Origin of the sequence: Pseudomonas sp. NA-150 (assembly GCF_044336365.1) — a bacterium.
In the GTDB taxonomy this organism is placed as follows: Bacteria; Pseudomonadota; Gammaproteobacteria; order Pseudomonadales; family Pseudomonadaceae; genus Aquipseudomonas.
The window spans coordinates 2,878,038-2,897,596 of the sequence record NZ_CP172305.1; the positions used below are offsets into that span (position 1 = coordinate 2,878,038).

Here is a 19,559-nt window from a genome sequence, read left to right on the forward strand (position 1 = left end):
AACGATCATTCAATTGCGACTCTACATTTAATCAGCCCGTTTGAGGAGTGAACACGCTCAGTACCTCACCCGGCGTTGGCACGGGTCACTCCAGTCGCGCACCACTGGCACTGTCGAACAGATGAATATGCTCAACACGCGCCTGCAACAACACCTCATCGCCCAGGTGCAACGAGTCGCGCCGTGACAGTGACGCCACCAGCCGGGTGGTGCCAGTGCGGCCGTAGACATGGCTCTCGGCACCTGTCGGCTCGATCAGATCAATGGTGAATGGCAGGCTGAATGTCGGCCCGTCGAGAGGCTCCAGCGTTAAGTGTTCAGGGCGGATACCCAGGGTCAGCACGCTGCCTTCAGGTTGCTCTATCCGACGATTGAGCGACAGCGTATGGCTGCCGAGTGATAGCTGGGAGTCAGTTTCGGTATGGTGCAGCACACCTTCGAGCAGGTTCATGGAGGGCGAACCGATAAACGTCGCCACGAACAGGTTGGCGGGACGATCGTAAACCTCGACGGGCGAGCCAACTTGCTCGACTCGACCCGCGTTCATGATGACGATGCGATCCGACATGGTCATCGCTTCCATCTGGTCGTGGGTCACGTAGATGGCGGTTGTGCCCAGTCGTCTTTGCAGAGAGCGGATCTCGATGCGCATCTGAACCCGCAGCTTGGCGTCGAGGTTGGAGAGGGGCTCATCGAACAGGAAAACCTGCGGTTGCCGAACGATTGCCCGACCCATAGCAACCCTCTGCCGTTGGCCACCGGAGAGCGCCTTGGGGTAACGTTCCAGGTAATTTTCCAGACCAAGCAACGCGGCCACGTCTTGCACGGATTTTCGAATCTGCGCAGGTGGTTCGTTGCGCAGATGCAGGCTGAAACCCATATTTTCTGCCACGGTCATGTGCGGGTAGAGCGCGTAGTTTTGAAAGACCATGGCGATGTCCCGATCTTTCGGCGAAACGTCGTTGATCACCCGATTACCCAATTCGATCGTGCCGCCGCTGATCGATTCGAGCCCGGCAATCATGCGCAGCAAGGTCGACTTGCCACAGCCAGAGGCGCCTACCAGGGATACGAATTCGCCATCGGCGATGTCCAGGTCAATGCCATGTAAAACCTTGATGGCGCCATAACTCTTTTGCAGTTGCCGAATGTTTACTGTTGCCATCTAAAGTTACCGCCTAGGGAAGGCGCGTCGCCAACATTGCCGGGGCGCGCCAAGTCGGTTCAGGGAAGGAGGACGATTTTGCTCAGGTGACGCGGGGCGGTGCTGTCCAGATGCTTGTGGCGGGCCAACAGTTCGCCGAAAAGCTGCAACGCCGGGAGCATCACCAGGCTGCGTTCGAGCCCCTCGTGGCTGATCGGCAAGCTCAGATCACCTGGGCCGCCAAGGCCGATCACCAAGGCGCCTTTCGCTTGTAGCTCTGCAGCCAGTACGGTTTCTTCGGCAAGGGTATCCGGGCTGTAAAGGATGACGATGCAGGTGTTGTCATCGACCAGGCTTATCGGGCCGTGACGGAACTCCATCGGGTGGAAGACCTGGGTGTAGGTCAGGCTCATTTCCTGCAATTTCAGCGCACCTTCGGCTGCCAGGCCGTAGTAGGCGCCGGCGCCCAGGTACACATAGTGCGAGCGGGAAACAAAGCGCGGTTGCATCTGCGCATCGAGGCTTTGCAGGGTTGTCTGCGCGGCCTCGGCAATGGCCGGACTGATCTCGACGCCGGCCAGTCGCAACCCCATCAACAGCATCAAGCTGGCGGAGCTGGTCATCACGATGCCTTCGCGGGCATGGGTGGCGGCGAAAATCACTTGCTCGGCGGATTTCGCCAGGGAGCTGGCGCTTTCGCAGGTAATGGCCACGGTGGGTAAGCCAGCCGCGCGGCTGACGTCTACCGCCTGGACGGTTTCTGTGGACTCACCGCTTCGCGACAGTGCAACCACGCAGATATCGTCCTGATTGGCGACGTAGGCAAACCGTCTGCGGGCCCATTCGCCGCCGGGGACGGCGATGGCTTGTTGGCCGGATAGGGTAAAGGCACTGGCAACCACTTGGGCCAGGTAGTAGGAGGTGCCACAGCCAACCACGACAACGGTGGTGGCTTTGATGACAGGCAGGGGCAGGGTATGGGCGGCCTCCCAGAAGGGAAATTGCTCAACGATTACTTGCTCGGTGACGTTCATGGCAGGGGCAGTCCTTTTATCAAGGGAAGGGTTATTTAGTGGCGCCGGCAATCAGCCCGCGAACCAGGAAACGATTCAGGAAAATCACCAACAGCACCGGTGGCAACATGGCTACCACGCCTGCTGCGTTCATCAGGCCGTAGTCGACATAGTTGCGCGTGACAAACTCGGGGATCAGTACCGTCAGTGGCTTGGTCGCCAATGTCGGCGAGAACACCAGCGGCACCATGAACTGGCCCCAGGCACTGAGAAAGGTGAGGATCGCGCTGGCGATCAGTCCCGGTGTCGCCAGTGGCAGCACGATGCGCACCAAGGTATAGGTGCGCCCGGCGCCATCCAGCCAGGCCGCCTCTTCCAGCGATACGGGCAACGACTGGTAGACGCTACGCATCAACCACAAGGCCAGTGGCAGGAACGCCGAGACGTAGATCAGCGTCACACCCAGGTAGGTGTCGATCAACCCGAGCGAGATCATCAATCGGTACAGCGGAATCATCACGGTGTAGGCGGGCACGGCCATGCTCGCGACCAGCAATCCGAACAGCACGTCGCGTCCTGGAAACTTCAGGCGCACGAAGGCGTAACCGCCGAATGCGGCGATGCATACGGTGACCAGGGTGGCCGCTACCGAGGTCACCAGACTGTTGAAAAACGCGGCGCGAAACTGCGGCCACACCGACTGCACCTGGTTGCCCTGGGACAGGCTGCTGGCTCCAAACAGCTTGGCGTAATGTTCAAGCGTAGGTTGTTGTGGCCACAGGCTCAGGCTCGAGGTGAGCATGTCCTTGGGGGGCGTCAGGCTGGTGACCACCGCCCAGTAGATCGGCCCTAATGACCAGAACAGCAGCAGGCCGACAGCCAGTGCGAACGCGAGTTTGTACAGGCCGGGCAGGAGAAAATTGCGCATCAGTCGAACCTCGTTTCCCGGTAGACCTTGAGCACATAGATCATCGAGACCACCAGCGATGCGATCATCGCCAGCACTGACAACGCCATGCCGTAGGAAAATTTGAGGTTTTGGAACGCCGACATATAGACCTGGATAATCACACTGCGGGTATCCAGACTCGAGCCGCTGAGAATCCACGCTTCATCAAACAGGTTGAAGGCGAAGACCGTCGATTGGCTCAAGGCGATCGCCAGTCCGCCGGAGATCAGCGGCAAGGTAATCAACCGAAAGCATTTCAGGGGGCCGGCGCCGTCCAGTTTTGCCGCTTCATAAAGGTCGCTGGGAATGCTTTGCAAGGCGGCCAGCAAAATAATTGCGGTCAGTGGCAGCATTCGCCAGACGTGCACCAGTGCGATCAAAAACAACGCGGTTTGACGGTCGTTGAACCAGACTTTGTTTTCGCCGATCAACCCCAGCGCATGCAATACGTTGTTCAGCAGGCCGTAGCTGGGGTTATAGATCCATAGCCAGACCAGCGCGTTGACAACCGGCGGCAGGCACCAGGGCAATACCAGCACCGCCAGCAACCATTGCCGACCGTAGCGGATCTTGTTCAACAGCAGGGCCGCGCCAAGGCCGCCAATCGCCTGCAACGCCACTGCGATGACCACGTAGGCCAGGGTGTTCCACCAGGCGTGCTGGACGTTGTTGTCGCCCATCAGGTTTTGGTAGTTGCGCAGGCCGATAAATGGATTTCCGGGGCGCATCGGATCGATTTGATACAGGCTGTCGAATACCGTGGTCACCAGCGGCATAAACACCAGGCTGCCCATGATTACCACAATGGGTAGCACATAGACGTAGCCCAGCCATGTTTCGCTTGATACGCAGCGCAAGCGCTGCTTGAGCGTGGCCAAGATCATTGGGGTTGCAACTCCTGAGCGAAATCAAGCCGCCAGCGTACTGGCGGCGAGGTCGATGTATTACTGCATGGCGCTCTTGGCTTCGGCAGCAATCTGCGCGACGGCCTGATCGACAGTCAGCTCACCTTTGGCTGCCTGATTGAGGGCGGTGGAGACGGCGCTGGTGAATTGCGGGTACCACACGGGCGTGCCTTGGCTGAACAGCGGATCGACCAGCGCGGCCTGTTGCAGAATCACGTCACCGCTCTTGAGCTTGCCTTCGCTGTTCAGCTGTTTGAGCACCGAGGTACGGGTCGGCAGGTTGCCCAGCGTGGTGTAGCTTTCGATCTGGTTTTCGGGCTTGAGCCACCAGTTGATGAAGGCCTTGGCGCCCTCTTTGTTGCTGGCAGACACTGGAATGCCGACCGCTTCGGGCAAACCAATGGTGCGGGCAGTGCCGCTGGTGCTCAGCATCAGGCCTGCCGCGGTTGACGATGCGACCTGGGATTTGCCTGGGTCGGTGTAAACGGCAATGTTGCCGGCCCAGCCTGCGACGTCGAAGGAAATATCACCCTTCTTGAACAGCTCTTGCACCTCGACGTCTTTCAGTCCAGTGGCGGCGGGGCTGATCAAGCCTTCTTTGAGTGCTTCGATCTCGAAACTCATGGCCTTGTAGCCTGCGGAGCCAGGGCTGATGAACAGCGGCTCCAACTTGTCATTGAACAGTTCGCCGCCGAACACCTTGGTCAGCAGATACCACGCGGTGGCACTGCCTTCGGTGGCCGACAATGGCAAGCCGATCGGGTATTTGGTGATGTTGGCCGCCTTGATGGCTTTGGCGGCGGTTAACAGTTGTTGCGGCGTGGTCGGCACGTTCTGAATGCCAGCACGTTGCAGGTGATCACGGTTGTAGATAAGGATGCGAAAGTCGTTGGCATAGGGCACTGCCATCAACTGGCCGTTGAACATGAAGATTTTGGCTGACGGGATATCGGCAAGGGTCTTGGCGTCCACCGCGTCACCCAGTGATTGATACCACTGCGCGGCACCGAACTGTCCAACCCAGGACCAGTCCACTTCCGTCGCGTCCGCAGGTGGCGTATTGGCAATCATGGAGGTGGCGATCTTGGTACGAATTTCGTCCCAGCCCAGGGTTTGGGTGTCCAGCTGGGTGCCCGTCTGCGCGTGCAAGCGCTCGGTCATGGTTTTCGGCAACGTACCCCAGGGCGGCAATAGCACACTGGTGATCTGGCCTGGTGCCTGAGCGAATGCCGGCAGGGCGATTGAAAGTTGAAGCACGGCGAGTGAAGCAAGCACATAGCGTCTAAGCATGTCAGAACCCTCTCAATCACGTGAACGGCGGTGGTGGTGCATCAGGACCTGAGCTGTTGTTGGCAAGGCTCAGGGCCAAGGTATCGACCCAGTTGTCATCCGGGTTCCATCCGGCCTCTTGAGCAGCACGGAGCAGGGCGCCGCCAACGGGCGGTAAGCGCGGGGGAGAAGGGAGGCAGCCAAGATGATGGCTGACCTGCGTGAGTAGGCTGCGGTTGGCGAAAACACCCCCGGCGTAGCTCCAGGTGGGCAGGCCGCTTCGGCCCAGAGCGCGCCAGGCTGTACTGACGTGATCGGCAAGGTGCACCGCGGCGCTTGCCAGCAGTGCGGTCGCGTGCGGATCACCGTGTTCGGCGAGGCGCGATACCAACTCCGCCAGTGCAGCAAGTCCGGCTCGGCGGTTCTCCAGGCCATAGCACCAGGCGAGCAGTTCGTCGGCACCCAGGCCCAAATGCGCCAGTGTGGCTTGGGTCAGGCCGGGGCAGTGGGCTCGACCATCGATTGAGCGGCTGACCCACCCCAGCGCTTCGCGGCCAATCCAATAGGCACTGCCTTCGTCACCGAAGATATCCCCCCAGCCGCCAATGCGAATGTGCTCGGCATCAGGCCCGTTCAAGCTGGCCCAGGCCATCGAGCCGGTACCGGCCAACAGCAACACGCCCGGTCGATTGACCAGCGCACCGTCGAAGGCGATTCGCACGTCGTTTTGCACCCGCGCCGGGCAGGGCAACAAGCGCTGCGCTACGTGCTGCTGCAACCGGGAGTAACGGTCAATCTCGCCATGTAAAGGCAGCCCGAGCACGGCCGCTTGCAGGTCGTGGAGCTGCGGGTGCAAGGGCGACAGCAGTTGCTCGAGGGAGTCTTGCCACTGTGGATTGGCAAGCGGGTCAAGGCCGCTACCTGCCAGCAACTGAAGGACCTGACCGTGGCGATCAGCGACCGCCACCAGGGTTTTCGAACCCCCACTGTCCAGTCCCAGAATCAGCGGCTTCACTCGTCGGCGTCCTGATCGTCGTGCTTTTGGTTTTGGGTAGACGCTTGCAGGGTTGTGCAGCCGACTTCGTTCAGACGCAGGCGCCAGGCTTCGGGCAACTGATCATCGGTGATCAGCGTCAGCGCGTGGGTCAGTGCCGCGACTTTGTAGGTCAGGCGTTGATCGAACTTGCTGGAGTCGGCCAACAGCAGGGTGTTAGCGGCGCGAGCGATCATTTTCTGATTCAGGCGCGCTTCGTTTTCGTCGAGGCTGTAAATGCATGCATCGGGGGCGATGGCGCCAGCGCCGAGAAACAATTGGTCAATCCACAGGTTATCCAACATGCCCTCGGCGATAGGCCCGACCATTGACGCGTTCTCGGCCCGCAGTTGCCCACCCAACACCACGATTTTGACGCCCGGGGTATTCATCAACACTTGCGCCACGTTCAGGCAGTTGGTGAAGACCGACACAGGGCGAGGGTCCAGGCGCAACCGGCGGGCCAATTGCAGCACCGTGGTGCCGGCGTCGAGAAAGATTGTGCTATTGGACACGATCAAATCGAAGGCGCTGTCGGCGATGGCGCGTTTGGCATACAGATTCTGGTTTTCCCGCAGGTCGAAAGCGACCTCCACTCCAGCACTTTTGGCGATGCAGGCGCCGCCATGGGTGCGGCGAATCACGCCGTCGGCTTCAAGCGCTTGCAGGTCGCGGCGAATCGTCGCCAGGGAGGCGTCCGTGATTTCTGCAATGGTCTGGATTGTGCTCTCGCCATGGCTGTAGAGGTGCTGGCAAATCAGCGCAATGCGTTCATCTTTGGTCAAGTTATGTGCTCACTCTTGATCTGTTGATGGTTAATATAAGTTTTAAAAAATCAATGTCAATCAAAATTATGATTGATTGTGATCGTTTTGCCTCATAGAGTATTGGCTCCAATGGCCGCTCCGGAGTTTACCGATCATGCAGACCTTTTCCTTGAGTACGCTTGCTGCTCTTCACGCTCAAGGGGACCCCGTCGGGATTACCTCGGTGTGCAGCGCTCACTCCATCGTTATCGAGGCAGCGTTGCGCGAAGGCTTGCACGGCAATGGCCCGGTACTGATTGAGGCCACCTGTAATCAGGTCAATCATGAGGGGGGCTACACCGGAATGACCCCCGCTGATTTCCGTTTGTTTGTGCTGCGTATTGCGGACAGCGTCGGCTTCGATCACCGACGATTGCTACTCGGTGGCGACCATTTAGGCCCCAACCCCTGGAAGAACCTGCCTGCCGAAGAGGCCTTGGGGCGTGCCGAGAAAATGCTGGAAGCCTATGTTCAGGCCGGCTTTAGCAAGATTCACCTGGACGCCAGCATGGGATGCCTGGGTGAGGTCGAACCGCTGTCCGGAGACTTAGTGGCTGAACGAGCCGCGCGACTTGCCGCCGTTGCCGAGCGTGCTGCAACACAGTCGGGTCTGCGGGGACCTGTGTACGTGATCGGTACAGAAGTGCCCGTGCCTGGCGGCGCTATGGAGGTCGTCGAAAACCTTCAGGTCACCACCGCAGAGGCGGCGCGGGAAACAATTGCCAGTCATCAGCGGGCCTTTGCCGCGCTTGGTTTGCAGGATGCGTTCAGCAGAGTGATCGGCGTGGTGGTGCAGCCAGGGGTCGAGTTTGGCAATGAAAACGTTGTGGTGTACGACAGCAGCAAAGCGCGGTCCTTGAGCGCTGTATTGGCTCAGGAGCAACAAGTAGTCTTTGAAGCGCATTCCACCGACTACCAACCCCAGTCGGCACTCAATGCCTTGGTGCAGGATGGCTTTGCCATCTTGAAAGTCGGACCTGGGCTGACCTTCGCGTTGCGCGAGACGTTGTATGCCCTGGACCATATCGCCTCGGTGTTGTACGCGCGCCCCGAACAGTTGGGGTTGCGTCAGGCCATGGAGCGTTTAATGCTGGCCGAGCCTCATTATTGGGACAAGTACTACCACGGCGATAGCCAGGCGCTGCGGTTGCAGCGGCACTTCAGTTACAGCGATCGCATTCGTTATTACTGGCCGTCGGCCGAGGCTCACGCGGCAGTCGAGGCGTTGTTGTCGACATTGGGGGAACGGGCGATTCCAGAAACGCTCATCAGCCAATACTTGCCAGAGCTTTACCCGCAAGTGGTGAAAGGGGACTGTGCTGCGACGGCGCACGCACTCTTGCTAGGTTCGGTACGTCGCGTATTGGCGACGTATCAGCGTGCGTGCCAAGGGACATAGGTGAATGTGGGAGATTCTATATTCCCAAGCAACACACAATCCCTGTAGGCGCTGTCGAAGGCTGCGAACGATCGCCATCGCGAAGGTCCTTCGGGCCTTATCGCAGCCTGCGGCAGCTCCAACAAGGGAGTTGTGCGTGGATATTGTTTGTGTTCCTGCCACAGATCTACTGTGGGAGATCTTGGCGGTGCAGGGCTTTCACGACTACGTGCATCGTGCGCCCTGCCTGTCGACTCTTTAGTCGCTACAGCCGCTTACAGATCGGTGATTTGCTTGTGGCGTGGCACCAACAGCTTCATCACGCTCCACGCCACCAGGTAAGCGACTGCGCAGACCGCAAACATGATCATGTAGCCGGTACGGATGTCGCCGATCAGTTTGTAGTGGTCAAACACCCAGCCGCCGATTTTGGTCAGCACGACCCCACCAAAGCCACCCGCCATGCCACCAATACCGACCACGGACCCGACGGCTTTTTTCGGAAACATATCCGATACGGTGGTGAATATATTCGCCGACCAGGCCTGATGCGCCGACGCGCCGATACCAATCAACACCACCGGCACCCAGAAACTGATGTAACCGAATGGCTGCGCCAGCAGCACCACCAGCGGAAAGAGCGCGATCACCAGCATGGCTTTCATTCGCCCGTCATACGGCGCATCGCCGCGCGACATGAAATAGCTGGGGAACCAGCCACCGCCGATGCTGCCCACCATGGTCATGCTGTACAGCACCGTCAGCGGTAGCACGATGGCCGCGCCCTTCATGCCGTATTGCTCCGACAGGTAAGTAGGGAGCCAGAACAGGAAGAACCACCAGACGCCATCGGTCATGAATTTGCCGAAGGTGAACGCCCAGGTTTGGCGGTATTTCAGCAACTGGAACCACGAGACTTTTTTGACGATGCCCGACGGATCTACGCTAACGGCTTCCTGCGGGTCCTGATCCATGCGGATGTACGCCAACTCCTGCGCTGACAGGCGTGTTTGCAACTCCGGTTTTTTGTACAGCGCGAGCCAGAATCCCATCCAAACGAAGCCCAGCAGGCCGATCACGAGGAAGGCCGCTTCCCAACCCCATAGGCTGCCGATCAACGGCACGCAGATCGGTGCCAGGATCGCCCCGATATTAGCGCCGGAGTTGAAGATGCCGGTGGCTAACGAGCGCTCCTTCTTCGGGAAGTATTCGGCCGTGACCTTGATCGCGGTCGGGAAATTGCCCGATTCACCGATTGCCAGCACAGCGCGCGCCAGCATAAAGCCGGCGATCGAGACCGGGATGGCGGCAATTCCAAACGCGCCGCACACAGCAGCGATGCCTTCGCCCATTGGCACGGAAAAGGCGTGCAGCAGCGCGCCGCTTGACCAGATGCAGATCGCCACGACAAAGCCTGCCTTGGAGCCGATCTTGTCGACTACACGGCCAGCGAACAGCATGGAAATCGCGTACACGAACTGGAAGACAGCCGCGATGTTGGCGTAATCGGTATTACTCCAGCCGAATTGCCTGGACAGGTCCGGCGCCAACAGACTGAGCACCTGGCGGTCGAGGTAATTGATGGTGGTGGCAAAAAACAACAGCGCACAGATAGTCCAGCGATATTTACCGACGGTCTGGCCGACGCTTTGCGCGTTGAGGGGTTCGTTTAGATTCATGTCGTCACTTTTATTGTTTTTGGATTTAGTTTGGTTGTTATACGTCATCGTACAACAAATCGGAAGCCAGTTTGATTTCGCGGTCATTGAAAAAAACAACCGTGCCCCCGGCCCATTCAGGCTGCCTGGACGAACGCGTACTCGCTTGATACGGGGGGACGATCTTGATTTTCAGGGTGTTGACAATCAACCCGAGATGTTTTGATAATCGGTCCGATGTTGTACGACAACGCATGACAAATAAGAATACGACAGAGCGATTCCCCTAATGACGACCGCAAAGACTGCCCCTCAACCGTTCAATCGCCTTCTCTTGACAGGTGCTGCCGGTGGCCTCGGCCAGGTGCTACGCCAACGTCTGCGACCTTTCAGCAAGATTCTGCGCCTCTCCGACATTAGCCAGATGACGCCTGCGCTGGATGAGAGTGAAGAAGTCCAGCCGTGTGATCTTGCCGACAAGCAAGCCGTTGACCAATTGGTCGAGGGCGTTGATGCCATCCTGCATTTTGGCGGCGTATCGGTGGAGCGTCCGTTTGAAGAAATTCTCGGCGCCAACATCTGTGGCGTATTTCATATCTATGAAGCAGCACGTCGCCACAATGTAAAACGCGTGATTTTCGCCAGTTCAAATCATGTCATTGGCTTCCATAAGCAGGACCAGCGGCTGGATGCACACTCTCTGCGTCGCCCCGACAGCTACTACGGCTTGTCCAAGTCTTATGGCGAAGACGTGGCCAGCTTCTATTTCGACCGCTATGGCATTGAGACCGTGAGCATCCGTATCGGCTCTTCGTTCAGCGAACCGCAAAACCGCAGAATGATGAGTACCTGGTTAAGTTTCGGCGATTTGACGCAATTGCTGGAGTGCGCGCTGTACACGCCGAACGTTGGCCATACCGTGGTTTACGGAGTGTCGGATAACCAAAATGTCTGGTGGGACAATACATTCGCTGCGCATCTGAATTACAAGGCGCAGGACACTTCCGAGGTCTTTCGCGAGCAGGTTGAAGCCCAACCCATGCCAGCGGCAGATGATCCAAGCATGGTTTACCAAGGCGGCGCATTTGTGGCGTCGGGGCCATTCGGCGATAACTAAAGCCAAGGCAACAAGCGCCCTCTACTGATCCATCTTTTTTTCCGAACACATCACAACAACAAGGAAACATGATGAAGAACGTTAAACTGCTTATTGGTTTTTTGTGTCTGTTTAGCGGGTACGTGGCGGCCGCGCCAGCGTCGGGAGAGAAGGACGTTGCCGCGGCAGTGGACCAACTGACCCAGGCCATGTTGCACAAGAACATCGCTAAACTGCAAAACCTGACCGCTGACAACCTGACCTACGGGCATTCCAGCGGAACGATTCAGGACAAACAGGCTTTTATCTCGGACATCGAGACGGGAAAAAGCGGTTTTAATGAGCTGAAGATGCTGAACCAGAAAATCACCATGAACGGTGATGTGGCCTTGGTGCGTAATCACTTCTCGGCTCAGGCCGTCAATAGCGGTGTGTTGGTTCCAACCGAAATCGAGAACTTCCAGATCTGGAAAAAACAGCACGGCGAATGGAAGCTGATCGGTCGACAAGCTTTCCGCTTCTGAGTCTGCACACGGTCCAGTTCAAACGAACGCCGGGGTCGATTTTACTATCGATACCCGGCGTTTGACGTCAGGGCGTGCAAGAGGCTGTGACGAACTAATCCCTCATTTCGTGGGTAGGGGAAGCCGACTGGTTCGGGGCATATTGCCGGTACTCTAAATACCCATTAGGTATAAGTTGTCAGCGCTCAATACCTAAATGTTCCATGAGCCAATTCCGTCGCCACCTATTCTCTCCAGTGTCCAGATGACAAGCATGTTTTTCTGAATGCAGCCTGTACGTGTGTGTCGTTCAGTAAGTTCTGACGTGCGCTGAACTTCACTTAAACACGCGTGACGTTATGTCGTAGAGCCATTCAGCTGGACCAATAAAGGAGAGAGGCGTGTACATGGCACACACGTTCCCGTCATCGACACTCGTGACTATGCGATGGGGGTCTGCGTGCGCAATCGAGCGGCGGTCGATCCGTTCTGTGGTTTCAATGTTGGATCAATTCTTTACCTTCCCCACACTCCCTATCGGCATCAATGTACTGGGGGTATTCAGTTCGGCGCGGGCAAGCCCTGTGTCGAGATCAATCTGCTATTCAATTAACCCACACCGCCTTGCCTCAAAGGAAAACTGCGACTGAACGTCCAGCCGTGGGAGTGACGCTCTCGGACTAAACGTCATAACGGTGCGAGCCACCGCCGACAGCGAGAAGGAGTCCACACATGCTACGTGCATTGGGGTCGACCTGGCCAAACAGGGGCTTGAGATGCCTGCAACCACGTGTGCGCACGGCATCGATTTTCCTGGTTTGCCTGGTGGTGGCCGCATGCGACGGCAACGCTGTCGACGATGAAGCCACCCGCGCCGGATTAACTGAAAAAAACTTGCCGCAGGCCGACGAACCCTACTTCAAGGACATGGACAATGGCGTGAAGCTCACCGCCGACGAGGAGCGCGGTCGCAACATGTGGCTGGTCTGGAGCGGTGGCAACGATCGGTTTTGGGACTGGATGGGTAAACCGACCCTGGGCGGATTCGATCTGTTGAAAATCATCGCGCCACCGCCCGGCAGCGACATGGACCGAGCACAACGCTGGAAGACGTTGGGCCTGGTCAACGAACCCTGTTTTGATCCAGCGCTGCCTGACGGTGATCCGTCGCGTTTCGGCCTGCGGCTCGATATGCGGCGCAGCGACTGCGCCGCGGACCCATTCGCCAATGCGCAGAAATACCCCGGCGCGAAGATCGGCTCACGGGGCACCACCTTTCAGGACGGTTCGGTGTTTCCGGTCGGGTCGTATTTCGGTGAACCCACGGGCATTGTCGGCCTGCGCCTGTTCACCAATCCGGATTTCGATGAAAAGGCCAAGGCCGCCTGGGACATCAAGAAGTACTATTCCGACCCTGCTTATTACAGTAATCCAAACCTGATTCGTCCTTATCGCGTTGGCATGTCTTGTGGCCTCTGCCACGTCGGACCCAGCCCGATCCACCCGCCGGCAGACCCGGTCCATCCGCAATGGGCCGATCTCAACTCGACCGTGGGTGCGCAGTACATGTGGGTAGACCGGTTATTCCTGGCCACCCCGAACAAACAGAATTTCATGTACCAATTGGTGCGCACCTACCGTCCCGGTGCGATGGACACCTCCCTGGTCTCCACCGACAACATTAACAATCCGCGCACCATGAACGCGATCTACAGCTTGCAGGCCCGGTTGGAGATGGGGAAACGCATCGGCCATGAAAAACTTTCCGGCGGCGAGCAGAACAACAAGCAGTTCAATGATTTCGTGAGCTCCGGTTGGCTGACCGAGCTGTATAAAAAACCGGATGAAGTCTGGACGCCGCACATCCTGAAAGATGGCTCGGATTCGGTTGGGGGGCTGGGCGCGCTCAACCGTGTCTACATCAATATCGGGCTGTTCAGCGAAGAGTGGTTGAGGCACTTCAATGCCGTGGTCGGCGGCAAGCCGATCACCCCGTTCGAGATCGCAATCGCCGAGAAGCATTCGGCCTATTGGCGCGCCACCGAGCAGGGCACCGTCAATACCGCGAAGTTCTTCCTCGCCGCAGCCAAGCCTGACCACCTGGCGGATGCGCCAGGCGGCGGTGCCTACCTGAGCAGTGACAGCAGCGTCATGGGCCATGGACGAGAAATCTTCGCCACTACCTGCGCGCGATGCCATTCCAGCAAGGCGCCCACACCACCCGAGTCGCTCGGCCTGGTCGATTGCAACGGCCCGAACTACATGGCGTGCTTCAAGAAGTGGTGGGGCTGGACCCAGACCGACGACTTCAAACACCAGATGCGCACGATCGTCGACGCGCCGGATTTTCTTCAGGGCAACTACCTGTCGACCGACGCACGGATTCCAGCGACCCTGCTGCGCACCAACGTGTGCAGCCCGCTGGCGACCAATGCGATCGAGGGCAATATCTGGAATGATTTCTCGTCCTCGTCCTACAAGTCGCTGCCTTCGGTGGGCAGCGTAACGCTACAGGACCCGTTCGACGGCCACGCCTGGAGTTACCCGATGAAGGCCGGTGGGCGTGGCTATACCCGGGTTCCGTCGTTGACCTCGATCTGGTCGACGGCGCCGTTCCTGCTCAACAACACGGTCGGGCCGTTCACCGGCGACCCCTCGGTGAAGGGGCGAATGGACTCGTTCAACGCCTCCATCGAGCAAATGCTGTGGCCACAAAAGCGTCTGCATGACCCGCTGCTGCAGGACAAGGTCAACGGCTGGATCGACCGCACCGATCAGCGCAGCTTCCTGCTGGTGCCGAGTTTCTATGTGGACCAGATCAGGAAAGTCGCGGGGCCGGTGGGCGAAAAACTGATCGATAAGCTGGTGGATGCCGATGGCTTCCTGCGACTGGGGCCGATCCCGCAGGGGATGCCCGTCAATCTGTTGGCTAACCTGCAACTTCTGGCGGAAAGCAAATCGCCAACGGACATCACTGACCATTACGTGAAGCTATTGAATTTTCTGGTGCAGTTGAAAGCGGACCTGCTCAGCGTGCCTGCCACCAGCGATAACGCGCAGTTGCGCGAGCACTTCGCCAATGTGCGCGATGACCTGATGAGCCTCAACAAGTGCCCGGACTTCGTGGTCAATCGAGGCCATTATTTCGGCACCGCGCAGTTCAACGAAACCAGCGGTCTGACCGAAGATGAAAAGGCGTTCGGTACCGAGCCGGTGTTGAGTGATGACGACAAGCACGCCTTGATCGAGTTTCTGAAAACGCTATGACCACGCAAGACGACGCTCTCGACTGCGATTATGTGATCGTGGGTTCGGGAGCGGGTGGTGGAACGCTGGCCGCGCGCCTGGCAGAAAGTGGCATGAAAGTGGTGTTGCTCGAAGCCGGTACCGACGCCAGCGAAGACCCTCAGCCCGGTCTTCCCGGGCAATACCAAGTGCCGGCGTTTCATGCTCACGCCTCCGAACACCCGGACATGAGCTGGAACTTCAAGGTCAATCACTACGCAGACCCTGTGCTGGCGGCGCGTGACAGCAAGTGCGGTGTTGACGGCATTCTTTATCCGCGCGCCAGCACCTTGGGTGGCTGCACCGCACACAATGCGATGATTTTCATGGCGGCCCATGATTCAGATTGGGACGGCATTGCCGCGTTGACCGGCGATCCTTCCTGGTCCGCGCAGGCGATGCGCACATGGGCGCGGCGGGTCGAGGATTGCCGATATCGCCCGCTGTGGCGCTTGCTGCGCCATGTCGGCATCGACCCGACCGGTCATGGCTGGGCAGGGTGGCTGCGGACCGAGCGCTTCGATCCGTTGCAGGCGATTGGCGACAGGTGGTTGGTCTGGAGCTTGGCGGCCAGTGCGCTGGCGGCCCTGCATGGCATTCCCGGCTGGCTGGCGATGCTGTTGCGCTTGGTCGCAGGCAAAGGCGACCCCAATGATGCGCGCACCACGGGTAAGGAAGGCATCGGCTATTCGCCGCTCTCGACAGCGGGCCATCGGCGGGTTGGCACGCGGGAGCGTCTGCTGGACGTTGCGCGGCGTTGCCCCGGACAGCTGACCATCGAAACCCAGGCGCTGGCCACACGGGTTGTATTCGACGGCGAGCGTGCCATCGGTGTCGAATACCTCAAAGGCCGCCACCTCTACAGCGCTGCAGTGCCCCCGGTCGATGAGCCAGGCAAGCCACGGCGGGTGTTGGCGCGACGCGAAGTCATTCTCTGCGGCGGCGTGTTCAACTCTCCGCAACTGCTGATGCTTTCCGGGATCGGCGCGGCCGCCGGCCTCAATGAGTGGGGGATACCGCTCAAGGTCGATCTGCCCGGTGTCGGCAGCAACCTGCAAGATCGCTACGAGGTCGGGGTGATCTACAAAATGACGCGGCCCTGGGCCTCGTTGAAAGGCGCCCGCTTTGATGACACGGACTCGTTATTCAAACGGTGGCAGGGCGGTGGGCGTGGTCTGTATGGCTCCAACGGTTCAACCCTGACCGTCACCCGCCGATCGAGCCAAAGCGACGCTGATCCGGACCTGTTCATGATGGGCATGCTGGTGCCGTTCAAGGGTTACTACGAAGGCTATTCCAAAGACCTTTACAACACGCACGACAAGTTGACCTGGTGCGTGCTCAAGGGCCACACGCGCAACCGGACCGGCACTGTCACCCTGCGTTCGAGTAACCCGCGACAGCCACCTCGGATCGATTTCAACTATTTCAGTCAAGGCGGCGACCGTGATCTCGCCGCGCTGGTCGAGGCCGTGGAAATCGCCCGCAGCATCGCGGCGCCCTTGCGCGGCGCCACGGAGGACCAGCCCGGCAGCCACCTCCAGGGCGAGGCACTGGCGCAATGGATTCGTGACAATGCCTGGGGCCACCACGCCTCGTGCACCTGCGCCATCGGCCCGCGTGACGCCGGCGGCGTGGTCGATGGAGACTTCCGCGTGCATGGGGTCAAGGCGTTGCGGGTGGTCGACGCATCGGTGTTCCCGCGCATCCCCGGTTTTTTCATTGTCAGCGCGATCTACATGATCGCGGAAAAGGCAGCCTCGGTCATCCTGGCTCAGGCTGAGGAAACGGGCGAGCGTCGGCGCTCGACCACTGTTCGCGAAGGAGCCGTGCCATGATTCTGAAGGGAGTGCATGCCGTACTGTTGTTTCTTTTGCATGTCGAGCGCCGATTCGAGCCGTTCTTTCGACCGGCTTTGAATCGATTATTGCGCGAACCGTCGGCGACGCTGCTGCAGTTTTTCTACAACATCGGGCGCAAGAATGAGGGGCTCGGTCTGGCCCAGGAACAGTTTGATCCGGACGAGCATGCCAGCCAGCAGAGCATGATCGATACCATGCGCACGCACCTTGCCCAAGACTTCAGGCCCGGTGACATGCAGCGGGCAGGCAACACCAAGACCCACGGGTTGATGAAGGCGACGTTTACTGTTCACGACAACCTGCCAGGGCACCTGCGCAAGGGTGTTTTCGCCGAGCCCAGGACCTATCGTTGCTACGTTCGCTTTTCCGGGCCGGGCCCGCATATCGAGGCGGATATCGACGATCCCGGTTTCATCAGCATCGGCGTGAAATTGCTGGGGGTCCCCGGCCCAAAGCTGATGGAGGACGAGCACTTCACCCAGGACTTTACCGGGGTCTGCACGCCGACCTTCGTCACGCCCAACACCCGGTCCAATGCCAAGCTGCAGAAGTGGAGCAAACGGCATATGCCGCTGTTCTATTTCTTCGACCCCAGCGGGCCAACGGGCACGCACGTCCTCGACCTGTTGATGCAGAGCTTGTGGAACGAAACGCAATACAACCCACTTGGCCACATCTTCTACAGTTGCGTGCCCTATCTGCTGGGTGAGGGGCAAGCGATGCAATACAGCTTCAAATCGATTACCGAGGTTTATCGTGAGATTCCCCGCGTGCCGTTGCGTCCGCCGGATAATTACCTGCGCGACAATATGGTGAAAACCCTGGCGGAAAAAGACGTCGAGTTTCATATGCAGGTGCAGGTCCAGACCGACCCGCATCGGATGCCGATCGAAGACGCCGGCGTGCTATGGCCGACGCGGTTATCGCCGCGTATCCCCGTGGCCACGTTGCACATTCCCCGTCAGACGTTCGACTCACCGCAGCAACTGGCCTTTGCGCGTAACCTGACGCTCAACCCCTGGCACTGCGTGCCCGAGCATCGACCACTGGGCAATCAAAGCCGCGCTCGTGGGCGCATGTATTACGAGCTGGCGCGCTTCCGTCTGCAGCAAAACAACGAAGCGCATATCGAGCCGACCGGTGATGAAATGTTTGATTAATTCGGTGGGTCGGCCAGCAGCCACGCCAAGGCCCTGAGCCCAGGCAGCAGGAAATAAGCGCCGCCGCGAACGGTGATGAATGGCGGCAAGTTCGCGCTGACCAGGCCAGGCCCAGCGGCCTGTGGCCGAGTGAAGCGATCGGTCGGCTGGTTCCCCGGAAAGGGTTGGCGATTGCCCAATAAGGGATCCTGCTCGTTGCTCAAGCCGGCGAACTTCGCGTTGGCCAGCCAGGCACCCTGAATGAACTCGAATTGCCGCGCGAGATTGGCATTGAGGCAGATGAAGTGCAGGCCCGTCTCCGACCCGTTGTCGGTTGCCTGGGCAGCCTGAGCAGGAGGCAGCGCAGAGCCGTATTCACGACCACGCCTGATAAGCCGATGAAAACGCGACGAGGCGATGCGATCGTCTTCCGCCGATCCGCGCAGACCAAGCAGTGTCAGCAGCTTTTCCACCCGACCCGTGCGACCGTCAGGGTAATCACCGGAGCGCGGATTGGCACGACGGATGTGTGCGCCAATCGGGCACACCTGGCCGGCGCGATCGTGAGTGAACGTGAAATCATTGGCGGGCTGATCGCTTTTTTGTGCGTCAACGCCGTGCAATGGCTCACCGCTAATCTGCCGTCCGACCATGGCTTGCGCCTGGGCAGTGGCTGCGGCGGCGTCGCCCGCGGCTTGCCCGTAGACCCAGCGCCAGAACCCGTTCACGTCCTGCTGCAGTTGGCGTAACACCAGGTAAGAGCCGTTGCGGCCAAGGTCACGCCGGTCTGGTTGATCCTCGGCGATGGGCAGCGACTGCGCGTTGCTGTCCTGCGCCGGGAGCAAAGGGCGCTGGGTATACAGGTTGTACTCGTTGCGATAGCCGAGCAGGAATTCGCCGAGGGTGATGCGGTTTTGGTAGTCCATATCGGCGTCGGAACCCGGATCACGGGTGCCGTCCCAATCAATGCCGGGCTGGGAGATGCCGTCCTTGAAGCCGAAGGGTTCAAAGCCATGCATATCACTGGTGTCCAGACGTTGGACAATCGTCAGTCCGGCGGTGAGGGCGGACTCCTGCATTCGGGTGCTGAACGCCGCCAGCTGCTCTTTGCTGGCGAACAGCATCAGCAGCACATGGGGCTCACGCTCGGCAACGCCCCAAGCCCAGTTTGACGGTGCGTTTTCGGCGATGTCGCCCAGACGCTGCAAGCGATCAGGTGCATCAGCGAGGCTGGTGCTGAACTCACTGGCGCACTGATCGAGGATGGCCTGGTGGCCCAATGCACGTAGCCCGGCAGCCGACAGCGACATCTGTAGGGTGTGTTCCACCGGCGGCTTGTCACGGCCAATCTGCTGGACGCTGGCCACGGAGTTGATGTGCGAGCGTAGCCAGGCGCGGGCCACGGCGGCGTCCTCAATGCGTAGCAGCAGCAAGGTGCAGGCCAGCGAGTCGAAGGCGGTCTTCAGCAACGCCTGGGTGTCACGCGCATCGGCTTCGGTGAAGGTTGACTTCGGCATGC

15 protein-coding genes are annotated in these 19,559 nt (G+C 59.1%); 6 read left to right on the plus strand and 9 right to left on the minus strand.

From position 1 onward, the window contains the following. Positions 1–85: 85 nt before the first annotated feature. The 7 genes from ACF0H7_RS13790 to ACF0H7_RS13820 are packed head-to-tail and all read right to left on the minus strand — an operon-like array spanning position 86 to position 7,098. The gene (locus ACF0H7_RS13790) at positions 86–1,165 is read right to left on the minus strand and encodes an ABC transporter ATP-binding protein (RefSeq protein ID WP_397453293.1); all 1,080 of its coding nucleotides are present in this window, start codon (positions 1,163–1,165) and stop codon (positions 86–88) included. A 59-nt stretch (positions 1,166–1,224) separates the two neighbouring features. Beyond that, positions 1,225–2,178 (minus strand): SIS domain-containing protein, encoded by a 954-nt coding sequence (locus ACF0H7_RS13795; protein ID WP_397453294.1) that lies wholly within the window; start codon positions 2,176–2,178, stop codon positions 1,225–1,227. Between the two features lie 31 nt (positions 2,179–2,209). Next, positions 2,210–3,085, minus strand: coding sequence for a carbohydrate ABC transporter permease (locus ACF0H7_RS13800; protein ID WP_397453295.1), 876 nt, complete (start codon positions 3,083–3,085; stop codon positions 2,210–2,212). Then, positions 3,085–3,990 carry a carbohydrate ABC transporter permease gene (locus tag ACF0H7_RS13805; RefSeq protein WP_397453296.1) on the minus strand — a complete coding sequence of 302 codons (906 nt, stop codon included), beginning with the start codon at positions 3,988–3,990 and terminating at the stop codon, positions 3,085–3,087. Before ACF0H7_RS13805 ends, ACF0H7_RS13800 begins: the two co-directional genes overlap by 1 nt. A gap of 60 nt (positions 3,991–4,050) precedes the next feature. Then, positions 4,051–5,301 (minus strand): extracellular solute-binding protein, encoded by a 1,251-nt coding sequence (locus ACF0H7_RS13810; protein WP_397453297.1) that lies wholly within the window; start codon positions 5,299–5,301, stop codon positions 4,051–4,053. 16 nt (positions 5,302–5,317) lie between these two features. Continuing rightward, on the minus strand, positions 5,318–6,295 hold the full coding sequence (locus ACF0H7_RS13815; protein ID WP_397453298.1) for an N-acetylglucosamine kinase: 978 nt from the start codon (positions 6,293–6,295) through the stop codon (positions 5,318–5,320). Beyond that, positions 6,292–7,098 carry a DeoR/GlpR family DNA-binding transcription regulator gene (locus tag ACF0H7_RS13820; protein ID WP_397453299.1) on the minus strand — a complete coding sequence of 269 codons (807 nt, stop codon included), beginning with the start codon at positions 7,096–7,098 and terminating at the stop codon, positions 6,292–6,294. The genes ACF0H7_RS13815 and ACF0H7_RS13820 overlap by 4 nt, the downstream gene beginning before the upstream one ends. Before the next feature lie 136 nt (positions 7,099–7,234). Here ACF0H7_RS13820 and ACF0H7_RS13825 point away from each other — a divergent pair, with 136 nt between their 5' ends. Further along, positions 7,235–8,518, plus strand: coding sequence for a D-tagatose-bisphosphate aldolase, class II, non-catalytic subunit (locus tag ACF0H7_RS13825; RefSeq protein WP_397453300.1), 1,284 nt, complete (start codon positions 7,235–7,237; stop codon positions 8,516–8,518). Positions 8,519–8,772: 254 nt separating this feature from the next. Here ACF0H7_RS13825 and ACF0H7_RS13830 read toward each other — a convergent pair whose 3' ends face one another. Further along, positions 8,773–10,176, minus strand: a complete 1,404-nt coding sequence (locus ACF0H7_RS13830) for an MFS transporter (protein WP_397453301.1) — start codon at positions 10,174–10,176, stop codon at positions 8,773–8,775. Between the two features lie 268 nt (positions 10,177–10,444). On the opposite strand from ACF0H7_RS13830, the gene ACF0H7_RS13835 reads away from it, so the two are divergent. The 5 genes from ACF0H7_RS13835 to ACF0H7_RS13855 all read left to right on the plus strand — a co-directional run bounded on the left by ACF0H7_RS13835 (position 10,445) and on the right by ACF0H7_RS13855 (position 18,061). Further along, on the plus strand, positions 10,445–11,272 hold the full coding sequence (locus ACF0H7_RS13835) for an NAD-dependent epimerase/dehydratase family protein (protein WP_397453302.1): 828 nt from the start codon (positions 10,445–10,447) through the stop codon (positions 11,270–11,272). Positions 11,273–11,343: 71 nt separating this feature from the next. Beyond that, positions 11,344–11,775 carry a nuclear transport factor 2 family protein gene (locus tag ACF0H7_RS13840; protein ID WP_397453303.1) on the plus strand — a complete coding sequence of 144 codons (432 nt, stop codon included), beginning with the start codon at positions 11,344–11,346 and terminating at the stop codon, positions 11,773–11,775. Positions 11,776–12,486: 711 nt separating this feature from the next. Further along, positions 12,487–15,021, plus strand: a complete 2,535-nt coding sequence (locus ACF0H7_RS13845; protein WP_397453304.1) for a hypothetical protein — start codon at positions 12,487–12,489, stop codon at positions 15,019–15,021. After that, the gene (locus tag ACF0H7_RS13850; protein WP_397453305.1) at positions 15,018–16,877 is read left to right on the plus strand and encodes a GMC family oxidoreductase; all 1,860 of its coding nucleotides are present in this window, start codon (positions 15,018–15,020) and stop codon (positions 16,875–16,877) included. The genes ACF0H7_RS13845 and ACF0H7_RS13850 overlap by 4 nt, the downstream gene beginning before the upstream one ends. Continuing rightward, positions 16,874–18,061, plus strand: coding sequence for a catalase family protein (locus tag ACF0H7_RS13855; protein ID WP_397453306.1), 1,188 nt, complete (start codon positions 16,874–16,876; stop codon positions 18,059–18,061). The genes ACF0H7_RS13850 and ACF0H7_RS13855 overlap by 4 nt, the downstream gene beginning before the upstream one ends. Here the strand turns inward: ACF0H7_RS13855 and ACF0H7_RS13860 are convergent. After that, positions 18,058–19,557 carry a Dyp-type peroxidase gene (locus ACF0H7_RS13860; protein ID WP_397453307.1) on the minus strand — a complete coding sequence of 500 codons (1,500 nt, stop codon included), beginning with the start codon at positions 19,555–19,557 and terminating at the stop codon, positions 18,058–18,060. The genes ACF0H7_RS13855 and ACF0H7_RS13860 overlap by 4 nt on opposite strands. Positions 19,558–19,559 lie beyond the last annotated feature (2 nt).